The organism is Actinomycetota bacterium (assembly GCA_040754375.1).
Classification (GTDB): domain Bacteria; phylum Actinomycetota; class Acidimicrobiia; order Acidimicrobiales; family AC-14; genus JBFMCT01.
This window is the reverse complement of the sequence record JBFMCT010000002.1, coordinates 157,451-172,057: the sequence shown is the minus strand read 5'-3', so window position 1 is coordinate 172,057 and position 14,607 is coordinate 157,451. Positions and strand designations below refer to the sequence as shown.

13 protein-coding genes are annotated in these 14,607 nt (G+C 70.8%); 7 read left to right on the top strand and 6 right to left on the bottom strand.

The window, feature by feature from the left end:
- The coding region (locus tag AB1673_01910; GenBank protein ID MEW6152732.1) for an apolipoprotein N-acyltransferase at window positions 1-468 on the bottom strand (468 nt) is incomplete at its 3' end.
- Between the two features lie 37 nt (window positions 469-505).
- Here AB1673_01910 and AB1673_01905 point away from each other — a divergent pair.
- From AB1673_01905 to AB1673_01895, 3 genes are read left to right on the top strand one after another with little or no spacing between them, the layout of a single operon-like run.
- Window positions 506-1,738, top strand: a complete 1,233-nt coding sequence (locus AB1673_01905) for a cytochrome P450 (protein MEW6152731.1) — start codon at window positions 506-508, stop codon at window positions 1,736-1,738.
- A 13-nt stretch (window positions 1,739-1,751) separates the two neighbouring features.
- Window positions 1,752-3,311, top strand: a complete 1,560-nt coding sequence (locus AB1673_01900; protein ID MEW6152730.1) for a radical SAM protein — start codon at window positions 1,752-1,754, stop codon at window positions 3,309-3,311.
- Between the two features lie 17 nt (window positions 3,312-3,328).
- Window positions 3,329-3,823, top strand: coding sequence for a hypothetical protein (locus AB1673_01895; GenBank protein ID MEW6152729.1), 495 nt, complete (start codon window positions 3,329-3,331; stop codon window positions 3,821-3,823).
- A 398-nt stretch (window positions 3,824-4,221) separates the two neighbouring features.
- Here the strand turns inward: AB1673_01895 and AB1673_01890 are convergent, their stop codons facing one another.
- Both AB1673_01890 and AB1673_01885 read right to left on the bottom strand, forming a co-directional pair.
- On the bottom strand, window positions 4,222-4,479 hold the full coding sequence (locus tag AB1673_01890; GenBank protein ID MEW6152728.1) for a DUF2442 domain-containing protein: 258 nt from the start codon (window positions 4,477-4,479) through the stop codon (window positions 4,222-4,224).
- Between the two features lie 41 nt (window positions 4,480-4,520).
- Window positions 4,521-4,781: a DUF4160 domain-containing protein gene (locus AB1673_01885; GenBank protein ID MEW6152727.1), complete on the bottom strand. Its 261-nt coding sequence runs from the start codon at window positions 4,779-4,781 to the stop codon at window positions 4,521-4,523.
- 124 nt (window positions 4,782-4,905) lie between these two features.
- Here AB1673_01885 and AB1673_01880 point away from each other — a divergent pair, with 124 nt between their 5' ends.
- Both AB1673_01880 and AB1673_01875 read left to right on the top strand, forming a co-directional pair.
- A complete protein-coding gene (locus tag AB1673_01880; GenBank protein MEW6152726.1) occupies window positions 4,906-6,669 on the top strand; it encodes a hypothetical protein in 1,764 nt (587 codons plus the stop codon).
- Between the two features lie 1,292 nt (window positions 6,670-7,961).
- Window positions 7,962-8,624, top strand: coding sequence for a hypothetical protein (locus AB1673_01875; GenBank protein MEW6152725.1), 663 nt, complete (start codon window positions 7,962-7,964; stop codon window positions 8,622-8,624).
- 113 nt (window positions 8,625-8,737) lie between these two features.
- Here the strand turns inward: AB1673_01875 and AB1673_01870 are convergent, their stop codons facing one another.
- From AB1673_01870 to AB1673_01860, 3 genes are read right to left on the bottom strand one after another with little or no spacing between them, the layout of a single operon-like run.
- A complete protein-coding gene (locus tag AB1673_01870; GenBank protein ID MEW6152724.1) occupies window positions 8,738-10,576 on the bottom strand; it encodes a S8 family serine peptidase in 1,839 nt (612 codons plus the stop codon).
- Between the two features lie 56 nt (window positions 10,577-10,632).
- The gene (locus tag AB1673_01865; protein ID MEW6152723.1) at window positions 10,633-11,298 is read right to left on the bottom strand and encodes an HAD-IA family hydrolase; all 666 of its coding nucleotides are present in this window, start codon (window positions 11,296-11,298) and stop codon (window positions 10,633-10,635) included.
- A 40-nt stretch (window positions 11,299-11,338) separates the two neighbouring features.
- Window positions 11,339-11,479 (bottom strand): DUF3309 domain-containing protein, encoded by a 141-nt coding sequence (locus tag AB1673_01860; protein ID MEW6152722.1) that lies wholly within the window; start codon window positions 11,477-11,479, stop codon window positions 11,339-11,341.
- Between the two features lie 139 nt (window positions 11,480-11,618).
- Here AB1673_01860 and AB1673_01855 point away from each other — a divergent pair, with 139 nt between their 5' ends.
- Window positions 11,619-12,311 (top strand): DUF4230 domain-containing protein, encoded by a 693-nt coding sequence (locus AB1673_01855; protein MEW6152721.1) that lies wholly within the window; start codon window positions 11,619-11,621, stop codon window positions 12,309-12,311.
- A gap of 53 nt (window positions 12,312-12,364) precedes the next feature.
- Window positions 12,365-14,599: a SpoIIE family protein phosphatase gene (locus tag AB1673_01850; GenBank protein MEW6152720.1), complete on the top strand. Its 2,235-nt coding sequence runs from the start codon at window positions 12,365-12,367 to the stop codon at window positions 14,597-14,599.
- The last annotated feature ends 8 nt before the right edge of the window (window positions 14,600-14,607 follow it).

The window sequence follows — 14,607 nt, the reverse complement described above, 5'->3', positions numbered from 1 at the left end:
GGCAGCCCCGGCGGCTGCCATGGCCGCCACCAGCAGGAGGTTGCCGCCCACCCGGGCCACGGGCAGGAGCGGGCCGGCGACCTGGCCCAGGTCGAGCCCCGATAGGGGCAGGCCCCCGAACGGCCACCGGGCCCGCACCGCCTCGGCTACCACCAAGACGGAGGGGACGGCGGCCGCCACGGCCAGGCGCGACCGGCGGCCGGGCACGGCCACCAGGGGACCGACCATCAGGGCCGTCTGCAGCCCGACCAGGACGACCCAGCCCACGGCGTGGAACTCGGTGGCCCACCACATGCCCGGCAGGTAGAGCCCCAGGCCCGTGCCCACGGCCACCACCAGCCGGCCCCGCCACCCCCGGCCGGCCATCACCACGACCAGCCCGGCGACCGCGACCGGGCCCAGCGGCCACCACCCCAGCGGGGGCAGCGTGGCCGTCAGGGCCAGGCCGGCGGCCAGGCCGACTGCCACTAGGCGAGCGGCCCGTGCTACTCCTTGTCCCGTGGCGATGACCGGCACTCCCCCGTTCGACCCTCTGGCGCCCGAGACCCGAGCCGACCCGTACCCCTTCTACCACTGGCTCCGCGACAACGAGCCCGTCCGGCACGCCGACGACGGCAACTGGGTGCTCACCCGCTACGCCGACGGGGCGGGCGTGCTGCGCGACCCACGTTTCTCGCCTAACCCCGCCCACCTGCGCGAGGGGGCGGTGGCCGGCTCCGAGCACCACCCGGTGCGCCAGGTCGGCACCAACCTGATGATGTTCCTCGACGCCCCCGACCACACCCGCCTGCGCTCGCTCGTGAGCAAGGCGTTCACGCCCCGGGTGGTGGAACAGATGCGCGCCCAGGTGCAGGCTTTGGTGGACGAACTGCTCGACGCCGTCGTGGCCCGGGGCGAGCCCGAGCTCGACGTCGTGAGCGACCTCGGCTACCCGCTGCCGGTGGCGGTGATCTGCGAGCTGCTGGGCGTGCCGCCGTTCGACCGCGAGCTGTTCCGGTCGCTCTCCTCGGACGCCTCCCGCCTGCTCGACGGCGGTGCCCTCGACGCCGACGCCCAGCAGAGGGGCCTGGTGGCGGGCATGCAGCTCTTCGGGTACTTCACCGACCTGGTGGAAAAGCGCCGTCCTGACCCGGGCGACGACCTGCTCTCGGCCATGATCGCGGCCGAGGAGGCGGGCGACCGCCTGAGCCACGCCGAGCTGATCACGACAGCCACCCTGCTGTTCGTGGCCGGCCACGAGACCACCAGCAACCTCATCGGCAACGCCGTGCTGGCCCTGGTGCGCAACCCCGGCGAGATGGACCGCCTGCGCCGCCAACCCGAGTTGGGGCGAGGAGCCGTCGAGGAGTTCCTGCGCTACGACTCGCCCGTGCAGTTCGTGGCCCGGATCGCCACCGAGGACGTGGTCGTCGGCGGCCAGCCCATCCCCGCCGGCGACCAGGTGTTGTGCGTGGTCGGGGCCATGAACCGCGACCCCGCCCAGTTCACCGACCCCGACCGCCTCGACGTGGCCCGGCCCGAGAAGGAGAACCGCCACCTGTCGTTCTCGGGCGGGGCCCACTTCTGCCTGGGCGCCTCCTTGGCCCGCCTCGAGGCCCAGGTGGCCATCTCCACCCTGCTGAGGCGGCTGGGCCACCTCGAGCTGGTGACCACCGAGCCCACGGTCCGTGACCACCTCGTGCTGCGGGGCGTGGAAGAACTGCGGGTCGGGTTCTCGCCGGCGCCGTCCGGAGGGTAGCCTCGCGGCCTTGATGCGCGATCGTCCACTGCTGCATCTGCTCGTCCCCGAGTGGGGCGGGGTGGGCATATACCAGACGTTCGGCCACCGCTTCCCGCCCATGTCCCTGCTGGTGCTGGCGGCCCACGCCCGCCGGGCGGGGTGGGACGTCGAGGTCATCGACCTCAACTACGAGCCGTCCCCCCTGCGGCGGGCCGACGAGGGCTGGCCCGGGGCCCGGACCAACCTCACCAACCACCGGCGCAACGGCAAGCCCGACCTGGCCGCACTCACGGTGTGGACGCCTAACTCGCCCAACGCCTACCGCACGGCCGACGGCTACCGCGCCCGGGGCGTGCCCGTGGTGCTGGGCGGGGTGCACGCCTCGCTGCTGCCGGGCGAGGCCCGCCACCACGCCGACGCCGTGGTGTGCGGCGAGGCCGACACCATCTTCGGCGACATCCTGGCCGACGCCCTGGCCGGCCGCTTACAACCCCTGTACCAGGGGTCCTTCCAGGACATGGAGGACGTGCCCCTCAACCACGAGTGGGCCGACCTCTACAAGAAGTGGCCGTACACCCGCTACGCCCCCATGAACACCCTGCAGACGACCCGGGGCTGCCGGTTCAACTGCGACTTCTGCTCGGTCATCCGCATCAACGGGCGGGGCTCGCGCCACAGCCCTCCCGAGCGGGTCATCGAGGAGGTCAAGGTCCTCAAGCGCATGGGCCAGCACGCGGGCGACTTCACCTACGTGTTCTTCCTCGACGACGACATGGCCGCCGACCTGGAGTACACCAAGGAGCTGTGCGAGGCCATCGTGCGCTCGGGCGTGAAGTTCACCTGGGGGTGCCAGGCGTCGATCGGGCTGGCCCGCGACCCCGAGCTGCTCGACCTCGTGGGCCGGGCCGGCTTGCGGGCCATGTTCACCGGGTTCGAGTCGGTCTCGCGCGAAGCGCTCATCGAGTGCAACAAGAAGAACCGCCCCGGGGAGTTCGGTGAGTTCATCGACAAGATCCACCGCCGGGGCATCGCCGTGGAAGGCGGGTTCATCTTCGGCTTCGACCACGACCAGCCCGACGTGTTCGGCCACACCGCCGAGTTCGTCGACCGCATCGGTGTCGACGTGGCCCACTTCTCGATCCTCACGCCCTACCCGGGTACGCACACGTTCAGCCGCATGTACGAGGACGAGCGCATCCTCACCTACGACTGGCAGCGCTACAACCTCTACCACGTGGTCCACCAGCCGGCCCACATGACCCCCGAGCAGCTCCACGACGGGCTGCGCCAGGCCTACAAGTGGTTCTACGACGGCCGGCGCCGGCTGCCCCGGTTCGCCCGCCACGTCCGCACTCGCGACCCCCGGTTCAACATGGCCTTCGCGGCATCCAACTGGAACTATCACCACCGCTACCGCAACCTCGTGCTCGATGACGCCCCGCCCTTCGAGGCCGACCCCGCCGAGGTGGCCCGCATGGCCCTGGCCAGCGCCGCCCCCGCCCAGGAGGCCCTCAACGTGGCCTTCGCCCAGGCCACGCCCAACGTCACCTTCCTGCCCCGCCGGCCCACCCCGTCGGCCGCGCACGGCTGACCCGCCCGGGCACGCGGGTGTGGAGGCGCGGCCCCAAGCGGTGGGCGGCCATCTTCGCCGACGACCTCATGGCCGGCTGCGACAGCCTCCTGGCCGTCTACGGGAGCCACCGGCTCTCCCTGCCGATCTCGGTCCCCATCGACGACCGAGGCGTCGTGCTGCTGCGTCCCGAGGGACCGCTCGACGCCCCCCGGGTGCCGGCCACCCTGGCCCTGGCCCGCACGGACGCGGGCCGCTACTCGCTCGCCATCAGCCGCACCGACGGCGGGCCCATCGTGGTGCCCGGGCTGCGCGACTCGTCGCTGCCGGGCCCAGCCGACGCCACCCTCAACACCCTGTCCTTCGACGTCACCGCCAAGGGAATGGTCGTGTCCGGCGGCCCGGTCCCCGTCGAGCACGACGAGGAGACCGCCCGCGCCCTGGCCCACGCCCTGTTCATCACCCTCACGGTCAAGCTGGCCAAGGCCCCGGCCCCCCCGGTCCTGCACGCCGACCCCGCCCCCGACGGCTGACGACGCCGTCAGGACACCGGCGAATGCCCCCTATGAAGCCCACGGCGGCGGTCCACTCGAGGCCGTCGGTCGGGCTGCAGGGCCCGCCGGTGAGGGGCTGCGTCTCGGGCGCTTGCAGTCCCAACGGGGTTCGAACCCGTGTCTCAATCTTGAGAGGGCCGCTGGGTACCCCGCCTGACACCGCTCCCGCCGCTCCAGTGCAGGTCAGAGCATGTGCATCGCCGGCTGAGTCCGTTCCCTCCGCCCGTTCAAGCCCTGCTGGATTACCAGGTTGATTACCCCCCCGCCCCGTGCGCCGCTGGCTCGAGCCTCCGACCCGAGGCCGGGCACCTTTGGTCGTGCTCGTCTCGACCGTCGCCACAGTGGGTAGCGGACGAGGCCCGCGCTCCCCACGTTCGCTACGCCGGTTGGCGGGCTGTCACGTCCTTGAACCCAAGGTCATCGGCGGGTTCGAAGTCACCGTGCAACACCTCCGGAGCGAGGTCGAGCCCGTTCGGCCAAACGACCGTCCGGGCCTCCTGGTCGACTCGGACGAGCGCGAAGTACCCAGGATCTGCCAGTGGCTCGAGCAATGACCCACGGCCCTCACGGGGGACGTACTGGATGTCGCGTACTACCCCATCGCTGAACAGCAGGCGCATCAAGTACGGCCGCATCACGGCGACGCCAACTACTGCCGGGGTGACGTCAGACGAGGTCATGGCAACGGCTCGATCGTACCCGGCGGCTCGCCCATGCTTGCCCTCTGCCAGGCCGTCAGCAGCTCATGGTGGTGGAGTTCTGTCCACTCCCGCACCATCGTCATCTGACGCCGCGGGAGCCCGCCCGCCAGCAACTTGCCCGTCACAACTTCGATGACTGCCTCGTCCTCGCCGTATCGGGCGTGAAAGTGAGCAAGGCCATGGTCGCGGATGTACATGTAGATGACGATCCCGTAGAACGCGGCCAGCCTGGGCACCTCGCCACCCTAACGAGGGACATGGGACACGTGACCTTCGTCGCCGTCGTCATTCGGCGCCCTTGACGCCGTGGTCGGCCGTCATAGAGGGTGGCCTCGGCGAGCCGGTTGGCGAGAGCAGGGCATGCTGGCGTCGGTGACCTACGCCAACGGTGCCCGCCTGCCCGCCACGGGCGGCCTCCCCTACGACGGGGCGGGCCGGCCGTCCGCCCTGGAGTGGGGCTCGCCCTCGGGGGTGGTGGCCTCCCACGAGGTGGCCCGCTCCCCCGACGGCCGGGTGGCCGACGAGCGGGTGGACGGCAACGACGCCCTCCCCGGGCCCGGCTTCGGGCTGGCCGGCTCGGAGAACTACCTCTACGACGGTGCCGGCCGGCTCACCTCGGCCTGGCTGTGGGGCCCGGGCGGGGCCACCTCGCGCGCCTACGGGTTCGACGACGGCCCCGGCTGCCCCAACCCGATGGCCGGCCGGGCCTCCAACCGCACCACGTCCTCGGCCGACGGGGGCGAAGCCACCTCCTGGTGCCACGACCTGGCCCACCGCCTGGTCTCGGCCGCCGGCGCGGGGGCGCCCTCCTCGTTCTCCTACGGCCACCGGGGCTCGACGGTGGCCATGGGGGCCCAGTCGTTCTCCTACGACGGGGCCGGGCTCAACGTGGCCGCCTCCGCCGAGGGCGGGGCCACCGTCTCCTACCTGCGCGACACCACCGGGCGGGTGGTGTCGCGCACACAGCCGCTCCCCGGTGGCAACACCACCGTGCGCTACGGCCACGCCGGCCCGGGCGACGCCCCCGCCTGGGCGGCCGACGCCTCGGGCACCGTCACCCACCGTCACCTCGTGGCCCTCGGGGGGGTTCTGGTCACCAAGGGCCCCGCAGGGGAGTCCTGGGACCTGCCCAACCTCCACGGCGACGTGCTGGCCACCACCGACGCCGCCGGGGCCAAGGTCGGGCCCACCCGCACCTACGACCCCTTCGGCGCCCCCCTGGCCGGCCTGGCCGACAACTCCCCCGACGACGCCTCCTACGGCTGGCTGGGCTCCCACCAGCGCCTCCACGACCACGCCCCCGGTATCGACATAACCCAGATGGGAGCCCGCCCCTACCCCCCCCTCCCTCGGCCGCTTCCTCTCCGTCGACCCCGTGGAGGGGGGGTCGTGCAACGACTACGACTACGCCTTCGGGGATCCGGTCAACGGGTTCGATCTGACCGGCGAATGTGCGCAGCTTTGGCGCAAGAAGTGTCGCGATCGACAGGCCGAGCGGCTGCGGGGTGCTGGCGAGTGGGTCTACGACCACCGCTCAGGACTCCTGCGAGCGGGAGATATCGCGGTGGCGATCGCCGCCATACCGGCAACAGGAGGAACCTCGGTCGCCCTCGCCGCGACTGCCGCTGGGCTAAGGAGTCGCAGCGGAGCCGACTGATCCCGGTCCTTGTCGTGGGGAGCGGATCGCAACGGCAGTGGGCCTCGGTGCTGCCGGTGCCGCCGCCGGGTCGTTCTTCGCCGGCGCCTCTCAGGTCGCGGACGATGCGGGGCAGGTCGCGTCGAAGGCAGTCGCCGACCGAGTCGGGAGCGGCCTTTCCGCCGGCGGCCTCGCTAGCAACGCCGTCAAAGTTCGGTGCTGATGGATTCCGGGGGCACCGACTGATGGCCTGCAACCAATGCGGGGGTGGCTTCTGGCACACAGTCCGCTGCCCGGTACTCGAATCGATGCTCCGAACCGTCTTCATTGTGCTGGTCGCGCTTCTCGTTGGAGCAGGCCTCCTTGATCTTCTGGGGGCCTCTATCGGGCTTCGCGTAGAGATCGCGCTCCCTCTGGTGGGCGGGATCGGTGCGGCGTGGCTCCTCGTACGACGAGCGGTGCGGCGGCGAGCTGGGTCAGCTTCGTGACAGGTCTAGCAGTCGCTGAGCGGCACGGCTCGTTCCCCGGCCTCGGCGCCTCGTTGTCCGGTACGACGGATCATCGTCGCTTACGACGGCCGACCGTCGCACGTCGACAGCGACAGCCATGAGATGCGGTCGTACCCGTAAGGCTTCATGTTGCCGCTGGGCAGGCCACGTCCCCGAACGTCCGCACCGACCCCGTGGAGGGCGGGTCGGCGAACGACTACGACTACGCCTTCGGGGACCCGGTCAAGGGTTCGATCTCGATGGGTGTGTGGATGGGCGTTCTGGAAATTCTGGGGATGTGGACCAAGTAAGCGTAGCCAGCTCCAGACAGCATTTAGGAACGTCGCTGAGACGGGACAGTGGGTCAGCTACGGCTGTCTATCTGCCAAGGAGAACAAGACCGAGCTCTGCGTGTGGAACTTTGTCTCAGCGCTAGCGACGTTCGGCCCCCAGAACGTCGCAGTCATTCCGTACAGCACACTGTTCAATTCGATTGGTAGCGCGCTGAACTGTAGTGCAGGAAACCTGGAGGCCGCTGCCCACCTTGGTCTCAGTAACGACAGAGAGAACCCTATTCTGGTGTATAGCAGTAGTGACAAGACAACTTGTCCTCGAGCCGTTAGGAAGCCACAGTGAGTCTTGCCCCTATCCTCATACTGATCCTGTTCGGCCTAGCCTCTTGCGGATCAGAAAGTGCCCGTCAGGCGATGAACACGGGGACTGTTCCGATATCGGGGACGATGGATGTGCGCTCAGCGGGGCCAGTCGTGCTGGGAACTCCCTGCACCGTGGAGGCGCGTCGTCAACTTCGAATAGAGTCAATCGATGGGACTGTCTTGGAGCGGCCATCGTTCGTAGTCGGCGAGTGGGCATCTGATCCCGATGTCGATGGAGCCGTGGTTTGCCCGCTGATGTTCAACGCCAACGTACCGAAGCACTCGGAGTACCTGCTTCGGGTCGCCGACAGCCCCCCGCTCAAGTTCAGCCTGGAGGAACTAAGTCCTGGGAGCCTGCGATTCCTTGACCCGAGCCAGTTCTTCAATCCCTCCACATACACCTCACTCAGCGCGGTAACTACGACAAGCCGACCCTGATCGAATCCCAGGATCCGGCGGCCGGCAGGCCGCGGCGCGCACCTTCGCCTCCAACTTTCCCGTGGCCGGCCTGGTCAACGGCCGGCCCGCCCTGGGCGGGGCGTTCTCGGCCCGCTTCAGCGGCGAGGTCGTGCTGCCCGTCGGCGCCTGGGGGCCTGGGCCACGGGCAACGTCCGGCTCTAGGTCGCGGACACCCTGGTGGTCGAGGGCGCCGGCACGGACGGCGACGTTCACGGCGAGCTGGCCGTGGAGGGGCCCGGGCCCGGGATCTTTGGCGATCTCAGGCTAACCGCGCCATCTGTAGAGAGGCCTACAGTGGACAATGGTAATGCTGATTGCCGAGAATGGACCCGAATGTCCTTGAGCCGTTCACACATCGAGGCGGCCCTCAATAGTGATTCCATGGATCTGGTACGGCTAGATGACGAGCTTCTTAGTATAGCACGGCAGGACCCCGCTGTCCTAGTAGAAGTTGCAGGTCCTCTTCTGGCTTCGAGTTCCATGAGGGTCAGCCTGCACGCGGCATTAGCATTGGGTCGCGCCGCAGAGTTTGGTGATGATGCCCTAATCAGCCACATTGAGTCCGTCCTACTTGTCTATTTGGGTGAGGTAGATGACCTAGAACTCATACAAGGGATCGCCACTGCAATGCTTCATATATGGGGACGGAAGGATGCGAACGGCGGCCTCGACTACTTCAGGCATGAGGACTACCGCTACCGTCTGATTGCCGCAAAGTCCTTGGCGCTTTCCGCCGGGTCTCCGATGGAACCGGAGGTTCAGGCAGCGCTTCTCGAGCTAGAGACGGACGCCGACCCGCACGTAAGGAGGTGGGCGACGATCGGTCTGGACGTGCAGTAAGGAGCAGCGTTGAGCGCCTAACTCGACGGCACCAGCCGGCTGACCTCGGCTTGGCCGTGGGGCTGGGCGGCCCCCCGGCTGCCCCAACCCCCTGGCGGGCGTGCTAGCTGGCGCTAGCCGGCAGCCTTCTTCTTGGCCGGGGCCTTCTTGGCCGGGGCCTTCTTGGCCGGGGCCTTCTTGGCCGGGGCCTTCTTGGCCGGGGCGGCCAGCTTGTTAGCGTCGACCAGGCCGTAGCCCCACTTGAGGTCGAAGGTCCCAGCCGGCTGGCCGGGGACCGACGAGGCGGCCCTGAGCATCGCCTTGGCCGCCTCGGGCGTCAACCCAGGGTCGCGTTCGAGCAGCAGGGCCACCAGGCCGGCCACGAACGGGGTGGCCTGGCTGGTGCCGGCCATGACCGTGTTCAGGCTGTCGATCAGCACCTCGGGGGCGACACCCGCGTGCTTGGACAAGCAAGAGACGATCATGGCGCCGGGCGCGGCCAAGTCGGGCTTCTCGGCGCCGTCGCGGCGCGGGCCTTCGCTGCTGAAGTCGGCGATGTCGTCGGGCTCGAGCCCGCTGTCGTGGGGGTTGCCCCAGATGTTCTCCCACGACGACCGGGTCGTGTAGGCGCCCACGGTCACCGCCCTGGTGGCCGCCCCCGGTGCCCCGACCTTCATGGTGTCCGACACCGTCGGGCCCGTGAACTGGGCCACCCGGCCCCGGATGCTCCAGATGTCGACCAGGCCGCTCTCGACCGTGGGCCCGGCCCTCACCTTGATGCGCCAAGGGTGCGCGGGCACGGCCGCGTCGGGGGCCAGGGGGTGGGGCGCGATGACGACCAGGAAGTTCACGTCGCCGTTCATGGGGTCGGCGGGCGGCGTGATCAGCTCGACCTCCCCGTCAGCGAGGTCGTACACCTGTGCGGGGTTGGCCCCCTCGATGACCCCCTGGAAGGGCGTGGCCATGTTGGACGGTGAGATGACGGCCACCTGGACGTCGTCGGCCGCCGAGTACCACCCGTTGAAGGACGCGTAGGGGGGCGTCCGTCCCGGCGGCACCTGGAGCATGGCTGTGGGGACAGTCCTGGCGCAGCCCGGCTCCAGCCGGAACTGGGCGTGGATGTTGTCGTTGCCTTCGTTGCCGGCGGCACAGCACACGACCCGCCCGGGCCCGCTGGCCCCGTCGACGATCTGGGACAGCGGATCGGTCCCGTCGTGGGCGTCGCCGTGCCCGCCCAGGCTGAGGTTGACGACCGCAGGCCGGCCCAGCTCGCCCGCCACCCGGAAGATGTAGCGCACTGCGTCGGCGATGTGAGCGGTCATCAGGTCGGTCTTGACGATCAACAGATCGGCTCCGGGGGCCACGCCCGAGTAGGTGAAGTCGGCCGAGGCGGCGATGCCGGCCACGTGGGACCCGTGGCCGTTGGTGTCTCGGCTGAGCTCGAGCATGGTGCCCTCGAGCTCCAGCCCGTAGCCGCCCTCGGCCACGCCCCCGCCGTTGAGCGTCTGGTCCCACACCCGCAGCACTCGGCCCTCGAAGTTGGGGTGGCTCACCTCGATCCCGGTGTCGACCACCCCGACGATCACGCCCTGGCCGGTCAGGCCGGACGACGCTCTCAGCGCCGGTAGTCCCACCTTCTCGGCCGCCAGGTCCATCAGCGGCTCGAGCTGCACGGCCGGGACGACCCGCTTCACGGCTGGGTCGTCGGTCAGCCGCCCGAGGGCGTCGAGGGGGACGATCCCCGTGCGGACGCCGCCGTCGCCCCCGTTGATCTCGATCCCCCCGGTGGCCAGGTGGTCGAGAGACGCACCCGGCTCGCAGTGGATGAACACCACCACCCGGGCCGCTTTCGCGGACATGGACACCGAGACCAGCCCCAGGACGCCTACGTGGCGCTCCAGCGCGGGCCTTCCTTCGCGCTCGTAGTCGTTGAGGGCCGCCACCAGGCCCGCGCCCAACTTGCCGTAGTCCACGCCCACCTCCCGGCGGCTCCGCTGGGGCCGACCGTAGCCCGCTCCGGTCGAGCTGGCTACGCCCGGGGTAGTTCGGCCGCGGCCAGGGCGGCCGCCAGCGTCATCTCCTCCAGCGACCGCAGGGTGAGGTGGGCAGCCGAGAGATCGAGCCCGTCGGTGAGGGGGTGGGGCACGGCCACCGTGAGCAGTCCCGCGCCGAGGGCGGCCACCACCCCGTGAGGCGAGTCCTCCACGGCCACCGACCGCCCCGGGTCACCCCCCAGGCGATCGCACGCCAACCGGTAGGACGTGGGGTCGGGCTTCACCGGTACGACGCCGTCGCAGCACACCAGGCATGCGAACCGCTGGCGTAGCCCGAGACGGGCGAGGTGGCGCTCGACCCACTCGGGGGGCGACGACGACGCCACGCCCACGGGCACGCCCAGGTCGTCGGCCTCGTCGAGCCACTCCAGTACCCCGGGCCGGGGGGCGTGCCCGGCCAGGAGCTCGTCGCGGCGGGCGCGCCGGCGATCGAGCAGGACGGGGTCGAGGGACCGGCCCGTCCGCCGCAGCAGCTCGGCCCAGGGGTCGAACACGCCGTCGGTGCCGATGATCGCCTGCCACTCGGCCAGTACCAGTTCCTCACCATGGTCGGACCACAGCTCCCACCAAGAGCGGTATACGGGCCCCTCGGTGTCGAGGATGGTCCCGTCGAAGTCGAGCACCAGGCACGGCCGGGTCATGCCAAGAGCATGGCCCGGCCACCGGCCTTGTCCGGAAGGATTACGCCAAGAGCAGGATGAGAAGCACTATCAGGAGCACGCCCCCGAGGCCGATGCCGCCCGTGCGGTAGCGCCCGCCGCCGTAGCCAAACCCGCCCGCCAGGGCCAGCACGATGAGGATGATCAGGATGATTTCGAGCATGGCCCGCTTCTTCCCGCCGGGGATAGGGGTCAAACGGGGGTTGTACCCGACGGCCGTCCGGACCGGTGGCGAGGTGGCATAACCGGCGAGCCATGACACTATGGCCAGGGTTGGTGGGACCAGACCTCAGGAGAGCCACATGCTCGGACAGAAACAAGCTCCCGTCACGATCGTCACCCAGGACCGGGGGTCGCGCTTCGGGCGGGCCATGGCCATCGCCCTGGTCATCGGGGCCCTGGCAGTGGTGGCCGGCCGCCTCGGCCTGGGCTTTCTGCCTTCGGTCGGCAACCCGTTCTCCAGCCAGACGGTCGACCGCAGCCAGCCCGCCCTGCTCAAGTCCCTGGAGGACCTGAGCCGGTTCCAGGCGGCCACGGCCAACCTCCAGGTGATCGTCGACAGCGAGAAGGACACGCGGTTCGTCCCGTCGTTCATCAGCGGCGAGCGGACCGTGTTCGTGGCCTCGGGGTCGGTCGACGCCACCGTCGACTTCTCGGCCCTCGACGCCCGGTCGATCGTGGTCTCCCCCGACCGCTCGGCGGTCACCGTCCACCTGCCCGCCCCGGTGCTCTCGGCGCCGCGCGTTGACCCCGCCCAGAGCCGGGTCGTCAGCCGCGACCGAGGCGTTCTCGACCGCCTGGGCTCGGTGTTCAGCGACACGCCGACCTCCGAGCGTGCCCTCGTCCTAGCCGCCGAGGCCAAGATGACAGCCGCGGCGGCGGCCAGCGACCTGCGGGCACGGGCCGAGGCCAACACCCGTCACATGCTCGAGAACATGATCGGTGCCCTCGGGTACTCGAGCGTGACGGTGACCTTCGCCGCCAACCCGGCGTAGGCCGGTCCCGGCCGGTGGAGGCCGGGCCCTTTACCCTTGCCGCCGAGGTCCATTTGAGCACCACCGACGCCGATCATTACGGACCGCACGGAGCCGACGTGGCCGGGCGCGCCCGGCGGGAGGCAGCGCGCAGATGCGGGGAGCTGGGGCGTCCCGATCTGGCCGACGATGCCGCCCTCGTGGTGAGCGAGCTGGTCACCAACGCCCTGCTCCACGGAGGGGGCTGCACGGGGGTAACGGTCGGGGCGTGCCCCGGCGGCGTGCGGGTCGAGGTCCGAGATCCCACCCGTCTGTCCCCGCTGCTGGCTCACCCGTCGGAGGGCTCTCTCACCGGCCGGGGTATGCGCCTGGTCCAGAACGTGGCCGAGGACTGGGGCGCCGACGCCGAGGCCGTGGGCAAGGTGGTGTGGGCCGTCGTGACCGGGAGGGCTAAGCCGGGCGCCGGGACCGGGCCGGGGGCCGGGCCGGAGGCCGAGGAGGGCGGCCATGCCCACGACCAGGCCGAGATACTCGCGATGCGGGGGGACGAGGACGACGACGTCGGGCCCGGGCCCCGGCGGTTCCGGGTGGAGCTGGGGGACGTGCCCACCGAGCTCCTGCTGGCCGCCAAGTCCCACGTCGACAACCTGGTGCGGGAGTTCACCCTGGCATCGGCGGGCGCCCTCTCCGGCCAGACGGCCCAGGTGCCTGATCACCTTCGCCGGCTGCTGCGAGCCGTCGTCGACCGCTTCGCTGAGGCCCGGCTCGCCATCAAGCGCCAGGCCGTACGGGCCGCTGAGCAGGGCACGCCCACCACTCGCCTCGTCCTCGACCTGCCGGCCAGTGCCGCAGAAGCCGCCGAGGACTACGTGCGGGCCCTGGACGAGATCGACGGCTACTGCCGGGCCCGGCGGCTCCTCACCCTCGAGACACCCGAGCAGCACCGGGTGTTCCGTCACTGGTACGTCGAGGAACTGGTCCGCTCGCTACGGGCGGCGGCCATCGGCCATACGGTCCCCCCGACGCGGACCTTCGAGGAGCGCCTGCTGGCCGAGCTGGGCCGGGCGGCCGACGCCCGGCGGTTGGCGGAGCGCTCGGCCCGTCTCTACACGGTCGCGGCCGCCCTGGCGGGAGCCTCCACTCCCGAGAGGGTGGCCGAAGCGGTGCTGAGCTCGGGTATGGCCGCCCTGGGGGCTCGCGCGGGCGCCGTCATCCTGGTCGCCGAAGGGCACCGTCTGGTCGTGCTCAGAGCCGTCGGCTACGACGAGGAGATCCTCGCCCGGCTCCACCTCCAGGCCCTCGACGCCCACCTCCCGGCCGCCTTGGCCCTGAGGACCGGAGAGGGCGTCTGGCTGGAGTCGCCGGCGGACCGTGACCGGCGCTTCCCCGACCTGGCCGGGCTGGAGCAGGGCACCATCTCGCTGTGTGTCGTGCCCCTGGAGGTCCAGGGCCGGCGGCTGGGGGTGCTGCGGTTCAGCTTCGCCGACGCCCGGCTGTTCGACGACGACGAGCGGCAGTTCGTGACCGCGCTGGCCGCCCAGACGGCCCAGGCCCTCGAACGCACCCGGCTGCAGTGGGCCCGCATCGACGCCAGCCGCCGCCTCCAGCGCCGGCTCCTGCCACCCCGGGTGCCCGAGATCGCCGGGGCCGAGGTCGCCGTCCTCTACCGGCCCTTCGGCGACGAGATGGAGGTCGGCGGCGACTTCTACGACATATGGGCGCTGTCACCGCGACAGTGGGCCGTCGCCATCGGGGACGCGGCCGGCACCGGGCCGGAGGCGGCGGCTATGACGGCCCTCGTGCGCCACACCGTCCGGGCCCTGACCCTGGCCGGGGCCGGGCCCGCCCAGGTGCTGGCCACTCTCAACTCGGCCCTGCTCGACGCCGCGGCGCCCGACGACGATGAGCGCTTCTGCACGGTGCTGCTCGGGCTGGTCACGGTCGGCCAGGGCGTCGAGGTGGAACTGGCCACCGGCGGCCACCCCCCGCCCCTGGTGCGCAGAGCGGGCGGCCAGGTGACGACCATCGGCGTCCGCGGGTCGCTGCTGGGCGTCTTCCCCGGGACCGACATCGGTACGGCCAGGGTCGTGCTCGGCCCCGGCGACACGCTGGTAGCCGTGACCGACGGCGTGCTCGAAGCCCGACGCGACGGCGAGATGTTCGGCGTCGAGGGCCTGGCGCGCCTGCTGGCCACCCCCCCGCCCGCCGCTCAGGCCGTGATCAAGGCCCTGGAGGACGCCGTGCTCGACCACACCGGCGGGTCGCTCACCGACGACATGGCGGCCGTGGTCCTCCACATCCCGGGCTGAGCCCGGAC

Bases quoted from the DNA above. Each gene is read 5' to 3' on its own strand.
- AB1673_01900 (MEW6152730.1), top strand. From the start codon at position 1,752: ATGCGCGATCGTCCACTGCTGCATCTGCTCGTCCCCGAGTGGGGCGGG.
- AB1673_01890 (MEW6152728.1), bottom strand. From the start codon at position 4,479: ATGCGGCCGTACTTGATGCGCCTGCTGTTCAGCGATGGGGTAGTACGC.
- AB1673_01880 (MEW6152726.1), top strand. From the start codon at position 4,906: ATGCTGGCGTCGGTGACCTACGCCAACGGTGCCCGCCTGCCCGCCACG.
- AB1673_01855 (MEW6152721.1), top strand. From the start codon at position 11,619: ATGCTCGGACAGAAACAAGCTCCCGTCACGATCGTCACCCAGGACCGG.
- AB1673_01905 (MEW6152731.1), top strand. From the start codon at position 506: ATGACCGGCACTCCCCCGTTCGACCCTCTGGCGCCCGAGACCCGAGCC.
- AB1673_01865 (MEW6152723.1), bottom strand. From the start codon at position 11,298: ATGACCCGGCCGTGCCTGGTGCTCGACTTCGACGGGACCATCCTCGAC.
- AB1673_01860 (MEW6152722.1), bottom strand. From the start codon at position 11,479: ATGCTCGAAATCATCCTGATCATCCTCATCGTGCTGGCCCTGGCGGGC.